This is a genomic window from Flavobacterium zhairuonense (assembly GCF_004352915.1).
GTDB classification, from domain to species: Bacteria; Bacteroidota; Bacteroidia; order Flavobacteriales; family Flavobacteriaceae; genus Flavobacterium; species Flavobacterium zhairuonense.
This window is the reverse complement of the sequence record NZ_SJSY01000057.1, coordinates 24433-44108: the sequence shown is the minus strand read 5'-3', so window position 1 is coordinate 44108 and position 19676 is coordinate 24433. Positions and strand designations below refer to the sequence as shown.

The window sequence follows — 19676 nt, the reverse complement described above, 5'->3', positions numbered from 1 at the left end:
GGGCCTCCAGCCTTTCTTTTGAGGATCCTTCCCGGCTTGTCGGGTGGGATTTTTTTTGTTTTGTATAGGGTTTGGGATTCTTCCTGGATTGTCGGGTCTTGATGAGCCAGCGGCAAGAATTGCATTCTTTTGCGAAAAGCTTCGTGGCTTGGCGGAATGTGGCAAAGGACCCAGCGATATACGGAATGAAGTGAGGCTGTAATCTATTTTATATTTTGAGAATTAGATTTTTTTCAAATCTACATTATGAATAAATTCAATAACGCCATTCATATATACTTGCTGATCATCCCACATTGCAAGATGACTTCCGTTTGGACAGTATAAATAATGTCCATTTTTAACTAATTTACTTTGCTCTTCCATTGCTTTTGGATCCATTGTGTCGTATTTGGCTCCAATCATAAGAGTTGGAATTTCTATTTCGTGCAGGCGATTTTTGATATCCCATTTTGCTAATCTACCACTTATTCCAAATTCGCTAGGACCTTGCATAATAGTATAAATTTCATTATTTATATGTTTTCCTGATCTGTTTAAGCCATCAGGCCATTCTTTTAATCGGCATAAATGCTCGTGATAGAAATTAGGAATTAAAAGTTCCATATATCTTGGATTATTAAAATCTTTTTTGGCTTCTAATGCTCGTATTTCTGCTAATATTTCAGGTTTCATTTGCTTAGCTAAAACTTCTTCAGCGTATTTTTTATATTCTGGTGCGCTGGCAACCATGTTTGAAACTAATAATGCTTTCATGTTTTTTTGATATTTTAAAGCATATTCCGTTGCGAGAATTCCGCCCCATGAATTTCCTAAAATATAAAAATTGCTATTATCTGCGCCAATTGCTTTTCGTACTTGTTCAACTTCTTCAACAAATCGTTCTGTGGTCCATAAGCTGCTGTCTTTTGGTTGGTCGCTATAATAAGAACCAAGTTGGTCATATTCGTAAAATTCAAATCCTTCACGCTGAAAAAAGGTCTCAAAACATTCCATATATTCGTGTGTCATTGCTGGACCACCATGCAATAAAAGTATTTTTATTTTTGGGTTGTTTCCAAAACGTTTTGTCCAGACTTTGAAATCACCAATAGGTGTTTTTATTGGAATCATTTTTACTCCTGCGCTTTCTATGATGTTGTTTTTTTCATAGGTGAAATAATCTTTTAGAGTAGTGGATTGAATATCTTTTTTACATGAAAAAGTTAGAATTATAACTGAAAGAAGTAGAATATGACGCATATTTTATGGTTTTAAAGTTATTATTTCAAAGTTTATTCAAACTAAATTACGAATTAAAAATTAGTCTGTCAAAATAAAGAGCTAATGTTGGTTTTCTATTTAAGTTATTGATTTTTAATATTATGTTGTTTTTGTTTCTGAGTAATGTAATTTTGATTTAAAATTATTTTTCGAAATTTTAAAAGCGATATTTTATTCGATTTTGAATAGCTATCTTTGTAAAAACGACTAAATGTAATTAAAGTCGCATAGTATAATTAGTGAGATATAAAATGAGCAATAAATTTACTGTTGGAAGTCTATATGCCGGTATTGGGGGAATTTGTTTGGGATTTAAAAAATCGGGTTTTGATTTGCTTTGGGCAAATGAATATGATAAAAATGCCTGCATTACGTATAAAGAAAACTTTAAACATAATTTAATTGAAGGTGATGTTTTGCAGTTAGATGTTGATGGAATTCCTAAAATTGATGTTCTTACAGCGGGTTTTCCGTGTCAGCCATTTTCTGTAGCTGGTTATAGAAAAGGTTTTGATGACAATAGAGGAAATCACTTTTTTAGAATATTAGATTTTGTTGACACCATGAGGCCAAAAGTGGTTTTTTTGGAAAATGTAAAAAACTTAGTAACGCATGATCACGGAAATACGATGAAAGTGATCGAAAAATCATTGCGTGACAGAAATTATTCTTTTCAGTCTAAAGTTTTGAATACTAAAGACTATGGGAATATTCCACATAATAGAGAACGTATCTTTATAGTTGCTTTTGATAAGACTGTGATTAAAAATCCGGAGGAAGTTTTTGAATTTCCGAAAGAAGATAAATTGACAAAAACGATCAAAGATCTTGTGATTAATGATAAAGTTGAAGACGAATTTTATTATAACGAAGATCGTTATATGTATAAAATGCTTCAACAAGAAATGACTTCTGATAAAACCGTTTACCAATTCAGAAGACAGTATGTGAGAGAGAATAAATCAAATGTTTGTCCAACGCTGACTGCGAATATGGGAACAGGTGGACATAATGTGCCTTTAATAAAAACTGATTTTGGATTTAGAAAATTGACACCTAGAGAGTGTTTAAGATTCCAAGGATTTCCTGATGAATTTAAAATCCCAAAAATAGCTAATTCCCATTTATATAAACAAGCAGGAAATTCAGTTAGCGTTCCTGTTATTGAAGCTGTTTCAAAGAATATAATGAAGGTTTTGAAATCTGTTAAATAGATTAATTTTGTGTTTGAGAGTTGTTAATGAATATTGAAATAAGTTTTTCTATACTGCTCATGTTTCCGCTCTGTATGTAGTAGTTTTCAGCATCCATTTTTGTGTATTTGTTTAATAAAGAATTTTGAGGCAGTATATTTTTATTAGCGATGGCCATTTTTAAATCTTCATTACTGCAATATCCTGCAATATCATATGTCCAGAATAATGAAAAAATGAGTTCTTCAATTACTGTTTTTGGAATCTGATTAGTGTACATTAAACTTTTGGAGCGAAAAAGCTTTTTGACATCAGGATTTATGCGAACCAAAATAAAATAGTCGTATGTATTTGTGGCTCCATTAACAAGATTTGGAATATATTTTCCTTCTGAAGTCCAATCTTTTGTTTCAAGAAGCAAGAGATTGGATTGTGATGCGGCTGATTTTATATTGAGTTTTTTGTTTTGAATTTCTAAATCTGAATCGTCCCAAATTCCTTCTTTATAAATTCCAAAATCAGGTTCGTTGCATTCAATGGAATTTGCTTTAAAATGATTGTAAAGGACAAGTTCAGCTAATTTTCCTTGAAAAGTATTGCAGAATTTTTCACCATTTTTTCGACTATTTTGACCTCCTGTTCTTGTGGATCTATGATGGCCTTCTCCAAAACACATTGAATAGGCAAAATTTAGGACTTTTTCGATATCCGTTTTGCCTATTGAAATACCATTAAAAAGTTTTGGGTTGTTTACAAAATAATAATCACCATCAGTTTTCTTTTCATATGTCAATTTCATACTTTTTTCGTTTCTGCCACTTCAGCAATTATATTCCAGTTTTCTTTATATTGTTTCAAGCTATTTAAATTAATGCTTGTAATTTGGCTTTCATCTAGATTATCAACATAATTCATAGGGATCAAATAACAAATCCCAACTTCTTTATCCACGGCAACATAAATATCACAATCTGCAGAAGTGATTCTTTTTCCCTTATTCGTTATGTGCGTATGGTCGATGCCTTGTCCACCTCTATCTCGATCTTTGAAACTTATAGCGTTGCTACTGGAAACCCCCTTGATTTGAAGACGCAAAAGAACATTGTTGAAATCGACTACAGCGTCATATCTGCTGGAACGGACGTCAACATTTGAACAATTATATCCTGCTAATATAGCTCTGGCTAAAAATAAAAACTGCGCACTATCTCCTGCATTTGCAGTCATTACGCCGGTATTTATATTTAAAAGATTTGTTGGAAAACCATTTGAAAAAATAAAATCGTATTGTTTTTCTAGTATTTTTTTAAGTGAAGTTTTTGTATATCCAAAATGATATGAATTTGGGATGCTGTTTTGAATAAAATTTAGCGAGTTATTAATAAAGTCATCTTTGGATATTTCGGTTATTAATTTTCTTTGCAGAATATCATCATAGAATGATTGAAGATCTGATTTTGTTATGTAATGTTGATTTGCAATTTCGACAATTCGGGCTTTTATAAAATTGATTTCGGCAAATTCTTTTACAAGTTTATCGCTAAAACTTCTTTCGTTTAATCGTGTAGTAAAGTAACCTTTTAGAAACGTTTTTAAGTTCGTTATTGAGCCAAATAAAGCAATACCATCTTCTGTATCATTAAGATTAAAATTTGCTTCATTTATCGCTTTTATGTTTAATTCAATAAATTTTATTTGGTTTTCTATCATAAGTTAAGTCTGAAACAATTAATTTCAAGATTGTCTTTTTAAATTTAAAAATCTTATCAAGAAAGAGAGTGTGAATTTACTTATAAAAAATGAAAAGTGAACCAGATTGAAGAAAATCTGCAAAAGATTAAGGTGTTGCAGAAAATAAAAAACCTTCAACAAAGTTGAAGGTTTGAAATTCAGCGGAGGAAGAGGGATTCGAACCCCCGGACCTGTTACAGTCAACAGTTTTCAAGACTGCCGCATTCGACCGCTCTGCCATTCCTCCAGTAAGATGCAATAATTTTCTCATTGCGGGTGCAAATATAATATGTTTTTTCAATTGTAGAAAATTTTTTGATACTATTTGCGAAGAAAATTGCATCTGTGTGATAAATTAAAAGATTTTCAAGGAAAGTTCAAAAAGCAGAGTGGTTTATACAATCTTTTGAAAGTGAATATTCACTTTTGTAGCAAAAAAGGTATCAGCTCCAATTAAGCAATTTCTAGATGCCACTTTTTTTTATTTTTTCTTTGAGCTCCCCATTTTCTTTTTTTAAAAACTCAATATGGTCCATAACAAAGTTTGGAACCTTAAAATAATGATTATCACTTGAATTATTATCTTTTACACTTTTGGAAATAATGATATTGTCATCTGGTTCATAAATATCATCTTTATCTACGCCTAATTCTTTGGCTATTTTTATCCATTCAAGATCAGAAATTTTCTTTAAACCTTTCTCTCTTCGACAATAATTAGGTTGAGACATTCCTATTAAATCTGCCATTTCTTCTTGAGACAAGCCTCTGTTTAATCGGGCTTTTAGTAGTTTGTTTTTCATTAAATCAATTTTAAAAAAAATAATAAAATTTAACCTATTAATTTAATTTTCTATAATAACTTGGTATAACTAACACTCGCTAGATAACAACTTAATAAGAACTTATATTCTTCCATTTTACTGTATAAAAAAATAACGAATAGAACTTTTACAAGTACAAGGAAAAGGAATAATACTACAATATTAGATTTTTTTTTCTTTGTAAGCAAAAAAAATGAATAAAATGTGTTCGAGCACATAAATAATGATAAAGTAACTATTATTTATGGTAAAATCTAAATGATTTGATAAGATAGGAAGTGATTAATTGATTCTCTTTAGCAGTTTTAATGTTGGATTTTGCATGTTTGATTAAGAGCATTTTTTGAAAAATTACAATTCATCAATTTAATTAGTTTTTGATGCAAAAAATTTTATTGAATAATTCGCATAATTTTCGCATAAAATCGTATAAGAATTATTCTCTCCGCTCTCTATATTTGATATAATTATCTTACAGTCATTTTGTAAAAGATACCAGGTGCACATGGTGGAAAGATTAAAAAGATTGTGAAGAAATTTTAAAAATAGATGTTTATCTAAAAACTTTAAATTATGAAACAAATTAAAAAATTAAGTCTTTCTAATGTAATTGGAAAATTAACAAGAAATGAAATGCGTTATGTAATGGCAGGTAGTGGAAGTGCTACTGATGGAGTTCAATGTTGTGATTCAGGTGGGAATTGCGGTAAATGTGTTCCTAGAGGAGGAGGTGGAATTGCGACTTGTAGCCAAGGTTATACATTAACATCTTGCACATTATAAATAAGCATAAAAAAGGGAGATAACATCGATTGATATCTCCCTTTAGTTAAAACTATAAATAAAAATACGTGGAGCTAGACTTCAATAAATATCATACTTTATCTTGAAATTGAAATAAATTATAAACTTAATATAAACTATGTCCCCAGATACTACCTCTATTTTTTTATATTTAGAAAAAGAAGAAATTAGCATTGATAAAACGGAATATGAATTTCAGATACAATCACATCCTGATTCACCTTCTTTATTAGCAGTTTCTGATACATTGAATTTTTTTAATATAGAGACTTTTATAGCAAAAGTTGGCTTTGAAGAACTAGAGAATTTACCGAATCAATTTATCGCACATTTGAATACAGAATTAAGTGACCCACAACTTTATTTTATTGAAAAAAAAGAAAATCAATTTTATTGCAATACTGACAAGAATTTAGTGGGAATAACAAGAAACGAATTGGAAAAACGTTGGACTGGTATTGTCCTAGTCATAGAAAAATCTGAAGATTTAGAACCATTCAAACAAAATAAAAGTTATTGGTTTTTAATTTTACAGGTTTTATTTTTTACTTTGTTTATAATAGCAGTTTCTAAATTTCAAGTAGCTTATACAAGTAAATTGTTTTTTATTTTCCCAACTGTTGGTCTTCTACTTTCGATTGCAGTACTAAAAGATTTGTTTGGTATAAAAAATAAATTAGTTAACAATTTTTGTAATATGACAGCTTATACAAGTTGTGCGGCAGTAGTTGAATCAACGAGATGGAAAATTTTTGAAATAGTAAATTTTAGTGATTTAAGTTTTATGTTTTTTGCCTCTCAATTTGTCGGATTACTGCTTTCCTTGTTTTCTCATGATACAATATCCTATTTTATAATGCAAAAAGGAGTACTTGTATGTAGCACTCCAGTTTTGCTTTTGTCTTTGTATTATCAAAAAAATGTGGAGAAAAAATGGTGTCCAATTTGTTTAGGTATCATTACTGTTGTTCTTTTAGAATTGTGTTATATATATGTTTTTAAAAATTATGTTATGGTTGTTTCCATATCATCAGCACTGATTTTTGGATTGGTTTTTGTCTCTATGATGATAATCTGGTTATCCCTTAAAAAGTTACTCACTCAAAGAAAAGAACTTTTAGAATTTCAATTGAAGAGCACTCGATTTATACGTAACTACGAAGTCTTCAAAAATTCATTGTTAGCTTCGGATAAAACAAATTATCATATGTTACCTTCTGGTAATTTAATTATTGGAAACAAAAATGCTAATCTTAAAATTACGATAATTTCAAACCCTTTTTGCAGTCATTGTGCTGAGGCTCATATTCTCATAGATGAAATATTAAAAAAGCATAAGGATAATATTTGTATTGATATGCGTTTTAATTTCGATGAAACCAATAATAATAATAATAATAATAATAATAATAATAATAATCAATTTGAAAAAGTTCATCAAAAATTGGTTCGTATATATTATGATTATGGTCAAGAGGTGTTCATGAAATCTTTACAAAATTGGTTTGAAAACAAGGATGACAGTAGATTGATCGTTTCGGAAAATTCTGGAATAAGTGATTTAAAAATTGGTGAAATACTACACAGTCAATTTTTGATGAACAAAGCGAACAATATTTCATTTACTCCCACAATTATAATCGATCAATATATTTTCCCAAAAATTTATGATAGAAAAGAGCTGATTTATTTTATTCATGATCTTTTAGAAGACGAGGAATTCTTCGAAATTAAAAGCATTGGTGTGGGTTATTTTGAGAGAGTATAAAATAATAATGTATGGCCTTTAGTGCTAGGTTATTTATCAAAAAACTATTCATAGCTTAATTTATTTCATGAAAATTGAAAAAGATTTACACACTACATCCAAATTGTTTGCAAAGACGGTGGTCCTATCTATTTGAAATTATTGCTAAATAACTGTGGAAAAATTAATATTCAGTACTTAAGGGATATAGTGAAACTACTTACGAAGGTTGCAATTTATTGCTCAACGTTGATGTAGAAGAGAAAAATGTTTTTAGAACTTTGGAAGTAAAGATTAACTTAAATAGCAATACTTTAATAAAGATTTTTTTTAAATATGAGTGTAAAAATAAGTATTATTCTTCCGTTTTATAATGCAGAGACTTACTTGTCAGATTGTATTGAGAGTATATTAGCGCAGACTTTTACTGATTTTGAATTATTAGCTATTAATGACGGGTCAATTGACGGTAGTGCTAATGTGGTAAAAACATTTAATGACAACAGAATACAGCTTATCACTCTCGAAAATAATTTTGTCGAATCACTAAATTATGGTTTAACTATTTCTAATGGTAAATACATCGTCCGCATGGATGCAGATGATTTAATGTTTCCAAAACGTTTAGAAATTCAATATGAATTTATGGAAAGATATTCGGAAATAGATTTATGTGGCTCTTGGGCTGAAAGTTTTGGAGAAGTTGTTAAGATTATGCAATATGAACATTCTCATGAAGCAATAATTAGTTCGATGTTATTATACAATTGTATTATTCATCCAACTGTAATAATTCGAAAATCTACATTATTAAATTTGAAGTTAAAATATAAGGATTATTCCTATGCGGATGATTATAAATTTTGGACCGATTTTGCATTGTCAGGAGCGAGATTTGCAAATATCCCACAACCATTAATTTACTATCGAACTTCGTCAAACCAATTAACCAATAAATACTGGGATAATATGTCTTTTGCAAGTAACAAAATTAGATTGGAATATGCAGAAGGAATAATAAATAGAATGATTGAAGACGATGGTCGTTATCTAAGCTCGATGGAGCAAATAATCTATTTATTTGAAGTTGATTTGTTAAACTTTGAACTTTTTACAAGAATGCTTTATCATTTATTTAAAAATCATCTTGAAATAAATAAATCATTTTTAAATAATTAGTTTATGGCAAACATAAAATTCAAAATAGCACTGATTGGTGATTCTTTAGGCAATAGCGGAGTTGAAAAGGTGCATGCATTGTTATCTATGTATTTTCAAAATGCTGGATTAGAAGTTCATAATATTATTTTGTGGAATTGGATTGAATATGAATACGCAGGTTCATTGCAGGTTATACATACGAGAAGCGATATGAAAAAAGTTATTAAGGAAAATAAATTTGATTGTATTGTGGATTTTAGAATTCGCTTAGATTTTTTGCAAGAATTTTTAATTTCTAGGATGATGTATCCAAAAAATGTTTGTTATACAATACATAGTGGTTTTTTAGATTTTTACTTTCCAAAATCAGCATTTTTATCGAAATTGATCTATAAAAAAAGAAATATTATAACTGTTTCAGAAGGGATAAAGGATGCTATTTTGGCTAAAAAAATATCTAACAATGTATATTGTATAAACAATCCTGTAGATTTAGATTCAATTGCGATCTTAAAACACAATTTTATACAGGAGAAGGATACAAATTTCATTTTAGCAGTAGGGAGACTTGACGAGATAAAACAATTTGATAAATTAATTTTAGCTTATTCAGATTCAATTTTACCCCAAAAAGATATAAAGCTCATTTTTATTGGTGTTGGACCATGTGAAGCAAAATATAAAGCACTTTGTTTAAAACTAGGGATGGAATTTAAAATCGAATTCAAAGGTTTTGTAACAAATCCTTTTCCTTATTTTAAAAATGCACTTTTTACCGTTTTATGTAGTAAGAATGAAGGTTTTCCAAACGTTCTTATAGAGTCACTAGCTTGTAGTACTCCTGTTATTTCATATGATTGCTTTACTGGTCCAAGTGAAATTATAATTGATAAATATAACGGACTTTTAATTGAGAATCAAAACTTTGAAGAGCTTATTTGTGCAATGAATCTTTTTGTAACAGATGAAAATTTATATTCTAAATGTAAACAAAATGCTTTAAAAAGTGTTGAAAAATTTTCATTAGAAAATATTGGCAAGAACTGGCTAGATTATTTAGGATTAAAGAATTTTATTATTCAGCCGACTAGTAAATTAAAACAAAGATAATTTCAACCAAATTGGACCTTAAAAATTTAAGAAAATGATTGGTAAAAAAATAAGATATGTACATGATGAAACTACTCATAATTTCAGAGCAGCAAATGAGGTTGTTCCTTTAATCATGAACTTGTTACAGCCTAAATCTGTTGTTGACCTTGGTTGTGGAATTGGGACATGGTTAAAAGTCTTTATAGATAATGGAGTTAATGATGTTTTAGGAATTGATGGGGATTATCTTGATAAAAAATTATTAAAAATTAACCTCCAAAATTTTAAAGAATTTGATTTAGAGAAATTATATAAATCATCGAGAAAATATGATTTAGCAATTTCTTTAGAAGTAGGAGAACATCTAAATTTCAAAAGTGCGGATAATTTTGTTAAATCATTAACGGGACTAAGTGACACTTTAATCTTTTCAGCCGCCATCCCTTTTCAAGGAGGTCAAAATCATATTAATGAGCAAAAGCCAGATTATTGGATAAAAAAAATTCAAAGTGAAGGTTATCTGTAGTTCGATGTTTTAAGACCTTTATTTTGGGATAATGAAAAAATAGATCCATGGTATAGACAAAACATTTTTCTATTTTCTAGGGAAGGAGATTTAAAAGGCAAATTCGATTCTTTGGAAAATTTTTATGGAAAGCATTTAGTCCATCCTAAAATTTTTGAATATAAGGTATTGGGACTTAATCATTACAAAAAACAATTTGAGACAATTATGCAAGCTCTACAAGAGTATAAAACACTAGATACCTAGGAGGTTTTAATGCGAATATGCTAAAATAATACAGTGTTTCGGCTAAAAATAAAAACTTTTAATCTTATAAAGAGGTTCCGCTAGTAATTAATTTATTTAATGTGGTACTTTATTTAAGCTTGAAATTAAAATCAAATAATTATTAGAATTGCTAGATATGGTTTTAATACATTTATTGTATTGTTGATTAAAATAAGATTAAATGATATTCATTTGTATCTTTTAGAATAAATATTTTTTAATTATAATATTTAATTTTTTTTCAACTTATTTTTCCTGAATGTAATATTTTTATTTGATTGGTAATGGGATTTATTACTAAATAATGAGTACATTTTCAAAATTTCCAACAGTGCCACGAATGTGCCACGAAAATTTTGGTTGTTTTTATAAATATTGAAAACAGGTATAAAAGAAAAAACCCTGCGAATCATTAGATTTGCAGGGTTTCCCGTGAATTTTAGCCTTTTTTGTAAACTTTGAAAAGTCTCTTTTTAAGCTCTCAGCGGAGAAAGAGGGATTCGAACAAAAATGTTACATCCCGCTTTTATACTGCATTTCTAATATTTTCTAACTGTTGCGCCACGATTCTGCCATCAGGATTTTCGCTATTTTTATAAATATTGAAAATTCCGGACTGGCTTAAATCCGCATAAATTAAAGTTATAATTCTTAATTGATTCGAAGACAAAAGTACACTTTTTTATAATCAACAATAACAAATAATTTTGAAGCTATTTTAAGTGAACTGACACGGAATTGAACATTTACTTATATTGACTTTTGTGGCAGAAAAGGTAGAAGCTCCACTTCAATTTTTTTCACCCATTGCCACGATCATTTCACAAGGGCCAATAAAACGATTACTGGATTCAAAACTTTTAAGTTCATTTTCGATCTCTTGCCATACAGATTCTTTTTCCGTATCTGATAAACTGCTTAACATTTGATGCAGGGCGCCAAAAGATTCTTTTTCAAACTGCACACATTTGGCGGCCGAGGTTAAATATAAGGGTGAATCAACAAGTTCAGTTCTTACATTTATAAATCCGGCATCAACAAATGCTTTTTCTATTACACCTTCAGAACCTAAACTAAACGGGCCAGGTTGACCTAATAATGGCGGAGGCAACTTTGCGCGGTTTCGAATAATTGAAACTGGGACCGAGAAAAATTTATTTTTTTCTGGGGTCGAATAAACAATTACTGCAGCTTTTCCTCCCGGTTTTAGAACTCTTAATATTTCTTTCAATGCTTTTTGTTGATTGGGAAAGTAAATCAAACCAACCCTAGAGATTACAGCATCAAATGATGCGTCATCAAGTTCCAGATTTTCACCATCCATTACCCTTGTTTCAACATTGTTTAAGTCATTTTCTCTGGCCATTTTTTTTGCATACTCAAGAATATTTGAAGAAATATCGGTAGCTAAAACATAACCAGATGGTCCAACTTTCTTTGCAGCTGTAATAGATTGTTCCCCAGCTCCGGCAGCGATATCTAGAACGTGTTTTCCTTGAGTAATATCTGCTAGTTCTAGCATTCTGTCAGTCGAAGGTCCAAGCCACTGATGAAGTGTGTCACTCCACCGATACCATGCATCTGCAGCTTCTTGCCATTGCTCTCGCGTTGTTGTTTTATACTTGACTGGATCAAAGCGTGTGTTGTTAGTTTCCATATTATCAGTATTTTAAGTTAAAATTAAGCAAAATTGACTGTAACTGATTGATAATGAGTGTAAAATTGCTTCAATCATTTAAAATTAGATTGCAATTGGCTTATTCTGTAGGGCTTGTTTTATAAAAATTAGTTGTATTAAATCTGATAAAGAAATACTGCAGACTGGTTATAGGGTTTGTGCGTGTCGATTGATAAAATTTATGGAGGGGCAGTTGCAAGACATAGAAGAAATAATAAATATGTTATCCATGCAAGTTAAACACTCGATTTTTAGCGTGTTGATTATGCCATTAAGAAGCAGCTTACAATTGAAATAAAGGTAGTATAACGTCCCTAACTTTCTGTGGCAGAGAAGGTATTCCTTCCATTTCAAATTTATCAGTGATATTGCCACTCTTTTTTTTTTTTGCAGACTAATTTTTATATTTAATTCTTAATTAGATAGTTGTGTTTTTATGATAACGAATAATTTAAAAATTAAGAATATGAAATTAACTAATCTTTTGTCATTGGCATGTATTTTAATACTAGTAGCGAGCTGTAAAAAAGAGTCTAAGATTCAGAATTCTGATGGATCAGTTATTGTTTATTATGGAGGAGATATCCTTACAATGGATGGAGATGAAGAGACTTATGTCGAGGCTCTTGTCGTAAAAGACGGAAAGATTCTTTATACTGGAGAAAAAGATGGGGCTATAAAGTCAGCAGGAGAAAATCCAAGTATGATTGATTTAAAAGGAAATACATTGCTCCCAGGTTTTTTAGATCCACATAGCCATTATATAAATTCGCTTTTGGTTGCTAACCAATGCCAGCTTTACGCTCCGCCTTCGGGAATAGGAAAGGATATCGAAAGTATTATTGCCGCCTTAAAAACTTTTGCGGAGAAGCATAATATACAAAAAGGAGAATTAATAGTAGGTTATGGATATGATGATACCGTTATGCCCAATGGGAGATTATTAAACCGAGATGACCTGGATAAAGCTTTTCCAGATAATCCAGTGCGAGTTGACCACGTTTCAATGCACGGAACAGTATTAAATAGTCTTGCTCTAAAAAAATATGGAATAGATTCTTCGACAAAAACGCCACCTGGAGGTGTCATCGTACGCAAGCCCGGAACAAATGAACCGTACGGGCTAATTATGGAAACTGCTTTTTTACCGATTATGGAGCAAGCCGAAGAAATGACACCAGAACAGGAAATAGAATGGTCAAAAGCTGGCCAGATGTTATATGCTGAAGCTGGAATTACAACTGCTCAGGAAGGGGCATCACATCTGCCTCAAATGCTGACCATGAAGAGAGTTGCTGATGCTAATGCCAATATAATTGATATAGTAGCATTTCCTTTTATTACTGATGTTGATAAAGTGCTTAAGGAAATACCTTTATCTGAATGGGGAAAATATAATAATGGATTTAAAGTAGGAGGCGTGAAAATAACTATTGATGGATCTCCACAAGGTAGAACAGCATATTTTTCAACACCTTACTTGACAGGAGGCCCTGCTGGCGAGAAAAACTGGAAAGGAGAGATGACTTTTCCGCAGGACATGGTAAATAAAATGGTTAAAAAAGTTTATGAAATGAAAGTACCATTAATTTTACATTGTAATGGAGATGCGGCAATTGATGCATTTTTAATCTCATACGAATATGCAAGAGCTGGAGATTATTCTAAGCCATGGAATGTAACTTCTATACATTCTCAATTTATGCGTAAAGATCAGATACCTAAATTTGTTAAATACGATATAAGACCTTCTTTTTATACTCTGCATACGTTTTATTTTTACGAAGCTCATTTGAAAAATCGCGGATTTAACCAGTCGCAGTATATTAGCCCAATGCGGGATGCTATTGATGCAGGACTAAAGCCAACAAACCATACCGATTTTGTTGTTGCGCCTCTAGATCAGATGATGGTTTTATGGTCGGCAGTTAATAGAATTTCAAGAGGAGGAGCAACTGTAGGAGCTGACCAAAGAGTTACGCCATATGAAGGTCTTCAGGCAATGACTATTAATGTTGCGGCGCAGTATGATGAATCAGATAGAAAAGGAAGCTTGAAAGCTGGCAAACTTGCCGATTTGGTAATTTTGGATAAAAATCCGTTAAAAGTCGATGCTGCGAAAATAAAAGACATTAAAATCATTGAAACTATTAAGAATGGATTAACAATTTACAAAAGGAAGTAAATGCATTATAGTTAAAAAGAGTTATATTGTAAATGATCATTGTATAAAAAAAGACAACTTTTTGAGTTGTCTTTTAAGTAGTAACGTGAAATATTACTTTTTGCAATCTTTCGGAGCACAAGTTGCCGAATCGTCATTACAGCAATGCGTAGAACATTTTTCAGTGCAGTTTTTCTTTGCATCAGTTTTTGATAAGTTCGCATAAGCGAAGATACTTCCAGCAGACAATACCAATGCTGCAAGAGTAAGGTACATTTTGTTTTTCATAATTTTAATTTTTAATGATTAATACTACTTAAGACGCACTAATCTAAAAATGATGCAGACTTTGATGATTTTTTTTTCTAACAGCCTGAATTTTTATATATGAATCTTCCGTTAATGATTCGGTGATCAGCATTTTCCTCCGCTGCATGATTTTTTAGATGTAACATTCATAACATTTCCACGGCAGTCTAATTCGATACTGCAGCAATCCAGAAGCATTTCCTTTAATCTGGATCTGCCTCTCTGAACCCTAGAGCGGATGGAAGGGTATGCAAGGCTGTATTTTTCTGTCAAGTCTTTCTGTTTAATTCCATGTATTTCGCTATCCATGATAATATCCCGATAGTCTTCCGGCAACCGCTCAATGAACTTTATCAGACAGCAGTCCAGACTTTCTGTATTATCAAAATCTGTTTCATGCATTATTTTCTGCATCATACATTCGGTCAGTTCTGATTTCTTATGATTGGAATTTTTTCGATAATAGTCAATAATGGAATTTCTTGTGATCGTGAAAATCCAGCTTTTTAATTTTCTTTCTTCAGTTAGTGATCCTAAATTCTCGTTTATCTTAATAAAAACTTCCTGCAAAACATCAGATGCATCTTGACTATCATTAATACGGGCCTTAATATATCTGCCCAAAACGATATAAAACTGATTATGAATAGTATTTATTTCCAAACTCATAGATTTTATGTTCTGCTTATTAAGAAAGCAGGATTAGCAACAATTGATTTTAGCTCTGAAATTATTCCAGATATGGGCTGTTTTTGGCATGCATAAGAAAACATGAAGAAGTGCCATTACGATAGCCCCCGGCAGGAGATTTACAATTAACAAATTAAAGAAGCCTGGAGATTGATTTATATTAGAAACCATTATTTCCCCATTTTGAAAAGTAAGTTTGATGGAGAGGTAAACCGCAATCGACGCAAAATGAAACCCATTTACGAATAAATGGGCAATATATTCCCAGCGTGGAAGCCCTCCCATAAACTTCCTGCTGTCTTTCTCTATAAAAGCGTCATACCCGAGCACCAGTATATCTAAAAGGACAATGGTCAAGCCTATTGCAAAAGCCGTATGATTATCTTGTTTCAAGAACAGAAAATAAAGGATTGCCGGAAAGAAAACAGCTCTCAATGTATGGGTGATGTGCTCGGTTTTACTTTCTTCCCGATTATGGAGCTGGTATTTGAAAATATGCAGATAAAAGCCGTCATATAAAGCCAAGACCGCGAATAGGACAAGAAAGAAGGATGAAATGATAATTGCTGTTTCCATTTTATTTTTAATTGATTATAAAAGCAAAACTATGGGGAAGCGTAATTAAAACTAAGGACAAATGTCCTCTATTTTTGTGCTATCTCATTTCTTATCCTGCTGAGTGTCCTGCGCGTTATTCCAAGATAACTTGCAATATCATTTACTGAAGCCTTGTTTACAACTGCAGGCTGTTCCTTAAGCATGCGTATGTATTTTTCCTTTGCGCTTTCATTGCATAAAACACTGGCATACTGCTCCATCACCATATACTGCCGCTCGGCAATTGTCCTTCCTATATTCAGCCAAAGCGGACTCTTTTGATAGAGAATCTGCAGGTCATTGTAACTGATTGTTATAAGCTGGGTATCTTCCACTGCCTGAATGGAAAGATCCGAAGGCTGCTGGGAGATAAAGCTTTTATATGAAGCTGTGAGATTATTTTCTACGCAGAAGCAGGAAGTCACTTCTTCGGATTTTTCATTTATGTAATATGTTCTGAGCAGTCCTTTTTTTATAAAGGCGGCTTCGTTGCTGGTTTTGCCGATTTCTGCAAAGTAACTGTTTCGGGCTAATGTCCTTGTTTTGAAATACGGATGGTAATTTTCAAACTCCTGATCGCTGAGAGGCACGATGCCCTTTAAAAATAATTTAAAACTTTCCATAGCAGGTTTTATTTCTATACATTAATATGCTTTTCTCAGCATAAACGCGTAAACGTCAGGGAGAGGACTTTCTTCAATAGCACGGGCTGCTTTTTCAATATCATAAGGTACTCTTATGAATTCCACTTTAATGCCGTCTTTTTTGGAAAGATTGCTGCTTTTTTCAATGGTTATCACCGCATAACAGCAGTCCGGATTTCTATCTTTTGGTTTTCCCACCGAGCCTGCATTAATGGCATGAAAATAACTGCCTTTTTTATTGGGGTTTTCCAATATGCGATGATAAGGCAGATGGGAATGTCCGCAGATAAGAATGTCTGTGTTGGAATCAAGAAAGATGTCAGTGAAATCTTTCTCATTTTTATCCTCAAGCAGATATTCCCTGTTGCTGTAAGGACTGCCATGAACCATCAAAATCTTTATAAGTCTGCTGGCCGTCTGGTATTCAAGTTTAATATGGGCAGGAAGAGCAGAAAGATATTTTATCTGCTCTTTGCCCACAATCTGATATGCGTAGCTTTCTGTGTCAGTTGAACCGTCATTGTGTATTTCGACAGCTTTGACATCATGATTTCCTGCAAGGGTAGGGATATGCTTTTTACGGATCTCATTGATCACGGCATTGGGGCATAAATTGTAGCCTACCAAATCTCCTAAGCAGTAAACAGCATCAATATTCTGCTCTTCAATATTTTTTAGGGTCTGCTCCAATGCGGGGAAGTTCGCATGAATATCCGATATTATTGCAATTCTCATATTTTCTTAAGCAGTTTCTGCAGCTGCCTGTTTTGTGAAATACTTTTTTCTGAACCAGAAGGCAAGGTTTACCAAGGCTATAAGAGCAGGGACTTCTACCAATGGACCTATAACACCTGCAAAAGCCTGTCCGCTATTTATTCCGAATACTCCGATTGCCACGGCGATAGCCAATTCAAAATTATTGCCTGTTGCTGTAAACGCAATAGAGGTCGCTTTTGAATAGTCTGCCCCAAAATATTTGCCTGTGAAAAAGCTGATGACAAACATCAAAGTAAAATAAATCACAAGCGGTATTGCAATACGCACGACATCCATAGGGATCTGAACAATAAGTTCCCCTTTCAGGCTGAACATTACAATGATTGTAAAGAGCAATGAAATAAGTGTAATTGGTGAGATAAACGGCACGTACTTATTCTCAAACCATTCAGAACCTTTTAAAGCTATCAAAGCATAACGGCTTATGATTCCCAGAGCAAATGGAATACCTAGATAGATGCCGACACTCTCGGCAATCTGTGCAATGCTGATATTGACTTCAAAACCATCATATCCAAAATAGGGAGGGAGGATGGTGATAAATATGTAAGCGTATACACTGTAAAGCAGCACCTGAAAAATACTGTTAAGGGCAATTAGCCCTGCTGCATATTCGCAGTTTCCGTCTGCCAGATCGTTCCATACCACAACCATGGCAATACAGCGAGCCAGACCGATCAGGATCACTCCGATCATGTATTCAGGATATCCGCTTAAAAACAGGAGTGCCAATAAAAACATCAAGACAGGGCCTACAATCCAATTCAGGAATAAAGATGCGCCTAAGACTTTAGTGTTTTTGAAAACCTGTCCCATCTGTTCGTATTTTACTTTTGCCAGAGGCGGATACATCATCAGGATAAGCCCTATTGCCAATGGAATGTTTGTTGTTCCGCTGGAGAATGAATTGATGAAATCTCCGCTGGAAGGAATAAAGTATCCTATTGCCACGCCTATAGCCATGGCAAGGAAAATCCAAAGGGTCAAGAAGCGGTCAAGGAAGCTTAACTTTTTGCGTCCGACGACTGGTGCACAGTTATTTGCTGACATTTTATTTTTTTATTTGTGAGAATACGTAAAACATTTCAGTTCCTATCTGCAGGCTGCGCTCCAGATAAGTTTCCTTCTGCTGAGGCGTTCCGTCAGAAATTTTTGGATCCTCAAAGGTAATCGGGATTCTTTTCTCAGCGCCTGCTATAAACGGGCATCCGCCGTCAGCCTGCGAGCAGGTCATTATGGCTGCGAATCCGCTTTCAGGATTGAAGTCGTCATCATAGGTTTTGGAAAAACCGATGACAGGAAGTTCGTCAGCTGAATATTTTATTGAATAAACCGGGTTTGACCCCTCTGATAGGGTTTTGATGCTGAATCCTGAATCCTTCAAAGTCTCCGCTGCCATTGGGAAAAGGGCAGTAGCCTCGGTTCCTCCTGAGTAGCATGAAACGTTTTTGATGCCGTAATAGGCAGCCGCAGTCTGCGCCCAAACCTGCGATAAGTGGCTTCTTCTGGAATTATGCGTGCAGATTAGGTTCAGTCTGGTTTCCAGATTGCTGTCCGCTTTTGTCTGAATGAAATCGATTAATGGCTGCAGGACTGCTTTGCGATCTTCGGAGATCTGATTGAAATCAAATGATTTGACGGTATTCTCAATTTGTGGATATAACATAATTTTTGGCTGTTATTGTTTATTGGTTATCTGTTTAATGATTAACAGCAACTTCCGCCCGGAGTGCATGAAGAAGCATTGTCTGCATTTAACTGAGATAATTTTACTTTAGGCTTGTCTGATGGAATACCGCACTGCTCCTGAGCAAGGCAGGCTGTCTGTTTATTAAGCAGAGTGAAGTTTTTGCCGTTAAAATCCAAATCGTATTTCCCGATAGTATTGTTCTGGTACTCCACTTCAATTTCATTGTCTTCAATTCCCAATACTTTTTCTGAAAGTTCAATGATGTGGATCAGTTTCTGAGGTTTAAGCCTGTGCTCGTAGTCGTTGGCATCCCAAAGCTGGAAATTTACAACTGTTTCTTTTCTTACTGTTCCTCCGCAGTCGATGAAGTTTTTGGTAACCAGGCCTACTTCGGTTACATGAAAATATTCCGGTACAAATGTGCCGTCCGGCAGTTCAAAATTTACAGCTTCCACTGTTTTAAGCACTTCTTTAATTTCTGAAAGTTTCATAATTTTTTATATTTAGTTAAACTATATT

21 protein-coding genes and 1 tRNA gene are annotated in these 19676 nt (G+C 32.8%); 7 read left to right on the top strand and 15 right to left on the bottom strand.

The window, feature by feature from the left end; genetic code table 11:
• Positions 1-222: 222 nt before the first annotated feature.
• Positions 223-1242, bottom strand: a complete 1020-nt coding sequence (locus EYY60_RS01030; RefSeq protein WP_132987556.1) for a proline iminopeptidase-family hydrolase — start codon at positions 1240-1242, stop codon at positions 223-225.
• Positions 1243-1514: 272 nt separating this feature from the next.
• Here EYY60_RS01030 and dcm point away from each other — a divergent pair, with 272 nt between their 5' ends.
• Positions 1515-2477 carry a DNA (cytosine-5-)-methyltransferase gene (gene dcm, locus EYY60_RS01025; protein WP_132987555.1) on the top strand — a complete coding sequence of 321 codons (963 nt, stop codon included), beginning with the start codon at positions 1515-1517 and terminating at the stop codon, positions 2475-2477.
• A gap of 1 nt (position 2478) precedes the next feature.
• Here dcm and EYY60_RS01020 read toward each other — a convergent pair whose 3' ends face one another.
• The 4 genes from EYY60_RS01020 to EYY60_RS01005 all read right to left on the bottom strand — a co-directional run bounded on the left by EYY60_RS01020 (position 2479) and on the right by EYY60_RS01005 (position 4990).
• Positions 2479-3255 (bottom strand): hypothetical protein, encoded by a 777-nt coding sequence (locus EYY60_RS01020; RefSeq protein ID WP_132987554.1) that lies wholly within the window; start codon positions 3253-3255, stop codon positions 2479-2481.
• Positions 3252-4166 carry a group I intron-associated PD-(D/E)XK endonuclease gene (locus EYY60_RS01015; protein ID WP_162847828.1) on the bottom strand — a complete coding sequence of 305 codons (915 nt, stop codon included), beginning with the start codon at positions 4164-4166 and terminating at the stop codon, positions 3252-3254. Before EYY60_RS01015 ends, EYY60_RS01020 begins: the two co-directional genes overlap by 4 nt.
• Before the next feature lie 183 nt (positions 4167-4349).
• Positions 4350-4434, bottom strand: a tRNA-Ser gene (locus tag EYY60_RS01010).
• A 217-nt stretch (positions 4435-4651) separates the two neighbouring features.
• Positions 4652-4990 (bottom strand): helix-turn-helix transcriptional regulator, encoded by a 339-nt coding sequence (locus EYY60_RS01005; RefSeq protein WP_132987553.1) that lies wholly within the window; start codon positions 4988-4990, stop codon positions 4652-4654.
• 594 nt (positions 4991-5584) lie between these two features.
• Here EYY60_RS01005 and EYY60_RS01000 point away from each other — a divergent pair.
• The 5 genes from EYY60_RS01000 (at position 5585) to EYY60_RS00980 (ending at position 10341) form a co-directional block, all read left to right on the top strand.
• Positions 5585-5794, top strand: coding sequence for a hypothetical protein (locus EYY60_RS01000; RefSeq protein ID WP_132987552.1), 210 nt, complete (start codon positions 5585-5587; stop codon positions 5792-5794).
• Positions 5795-5933: 139 nt separating this feature from the next.
• Positions 5934-7583, top strand: a complete 1650-nt coding sequence (locus tag EYY60_RS00995) for a thioredoxin domain-containing protein (RefSeq protein ID WP_132987551.1) — start codon at positions 5934-5936, stop codon at positions 7581-7583.
• Between the two features lie 315 nt (positions 7584-7898).
• Positions 7899-8741 carry a glycosyltransferase family 2 protein gene (locus EYY60_RS00990; protein WP_132987550.1) on the top strand — a complete coding sequence of 281 codons (843 nt, stop codon included), beginning with the start codon at positions 7899-7901 and terminating at the stop codon, positions 8739-8741.
• Between the two features lie 3 nt (positions 8742-8744).
• Positions 8745-9833, top strand: coding sequence for a glycosyltransferase (locus EYY60_RS00985; protein WP_132987549.1), 1089 nt, complete (start codon positions 8745-8747; stop codon positions 9831-9833).
• 34 nt (positions 9834-9867) lie between these two features.
• Entirely contained in the window at positions 9868-10341 is a 474-nt protein-coding gene (locus EYY60_RS00980; RefSeq protein WP_132987548.1) for a class I SAM-dependent methyltransferase, read from the top strand.
• Between the two features lie 793 nt (positions 10342-11134).
• Here EYY60_RS00980 and EYY60_RS22210 read toward each other — a convergent pair.
• Both EYY60_RS22210 and EYY60_RS00975 read right to left on the bottom strand, forming a co-directional pair.
• Entirely contained in the window at positions 11135-11278 is a 144-nt protein-coding gene (locus tag EYY60_RS22210) for a hypothetical protein (RefSeq protein ID WP_162847827.1), read from the bottom strand.
• Positions 11279-11398: 120 nt separating this feature from the next.
• On the bottom strand, positions 11399-12265 hold the full coding sequence (locus EYY60_RS00975; RefSeq protein ID WP_132987547.1) for a class I SAM-dependent methyltransferase: 867 nt from the start codon (positions 12263-12265) through the stop codon (positions 11399-11401).
• 487 nt (positions 12266-12752) lie between these two features.
• Here EYY60_RS00975 and EYY60_RS00970 point away from each other — a divergent pair, with 487 nt between their 5' ends.
• Entirely contained in the window at positions 12753-14471 is a 1719-nt protein-coding gene (locus EYY60_RS00970; RefSeq protein ID WP_208749442.1) for an amidohydrolase, read from the top strand.
• Between the two features lie 93 nt (positions 14472-14564).
• Here the strand turns inward: EYY60_RS00970 and EYY60_RS22205 are convergent, their stop codons facing one another.
• The 8 genes from EYY60_RS22205 to EYY60_RS00935 form a co-directional block, all read right to left on the bottom strand.
• Entirely contained in the window at positions 14565-14738 is a 174-nt protein-coding gene (locus EYY60_RS22205; RefSeq protein ID WP_162847826.1) for a hypothetical protein, read from the bottom strand.
• A gap of 126 nt (positions 14739-14864) precedes the next feature.
• On the bottom strand, positions 14865-15428 hold the full coding sequence (sigZ, locus tag EYY60_RS00965) for an RNA polymerase sigma factor SigZ (RefSeq protein WP_132987546.1): 564 nt from the start codon (positions 15426-15428) through the stop codon (positions 14865-14867).
• Between the two features lie 33 nt (positions 15429-15461).
• Positions 15462-16025 carry a hypothetical protein gene (locus EYY60_RS00960; RefSeq protein WP_132987545.1) on the bottom strand — a complete coding sequence of 188 codons (564 nt, stop codon included), beginning with the start codon at positions 16023-16025 and terminating at the stop codon, positions 15462-15464.
• A 68-nt stretch (positions 16026-16093) separates the two neighbouring features.
• Positions 16094-16669: a Crp/Fnr family transcriptional regulator gene (locus tag EYY60_RS00955; RefSeq protein ID WP_132987544.1), complete on the bottom strand. Its 576-nt coding sequence runs from the start codon at positions 16667-16669 to the stop codon at positions 16094-16096.
• A gap of 21 nt (positions 16670-16690) precedes the next feature.
• A complete protein-coding gene (locus tag EYY60_RS00950; protein ID WP_132987543.1) occupies positions 16691-17425 on the bottom strand; it encodes a metallophosphoesterase family protein in 735 nt (244 codons plus the stop codon).
• Positions 17426-17431: 6 nt separating this feature from the next.
• Positions 17432-18517, bottom strand: a complete 1086-nt coding sequence (arsB, locus tag EYY60_RS00945; RefSeq protein WP_132987542.1) for an ACR3 family arsenite efflux transporter — start codon at positions 18515-18517, stop codon at positions 17432-17434.
• A 1-nt stretch (position 18518) separates the two neighbouring features.
• The gene (locus EYY60_RS00940) at positions 18519-19133 is read right to left on the bottom strand and encodes an arsenate-mycothiol transferase ArsC (protein ID WP_132987541.1); all 615 of its coding nucleotides are present in this window, start codon (positions 19131-19133) and stop codon (positions 18519-18521) included.
• Between the two features lie 41 nt (positions 19134-19174).
• Complete coding sequence (locus EYY60_RS00935) at positions 19175-19648, bottom strand: DUF6428 family protein (RefSeq protein WP_132987540.1); 474 nt, start codon at positions 19646-19648, stop codon at positions 19175-19177.
• Positions 19649-19676: the final 28 nt, after the last annotated feature.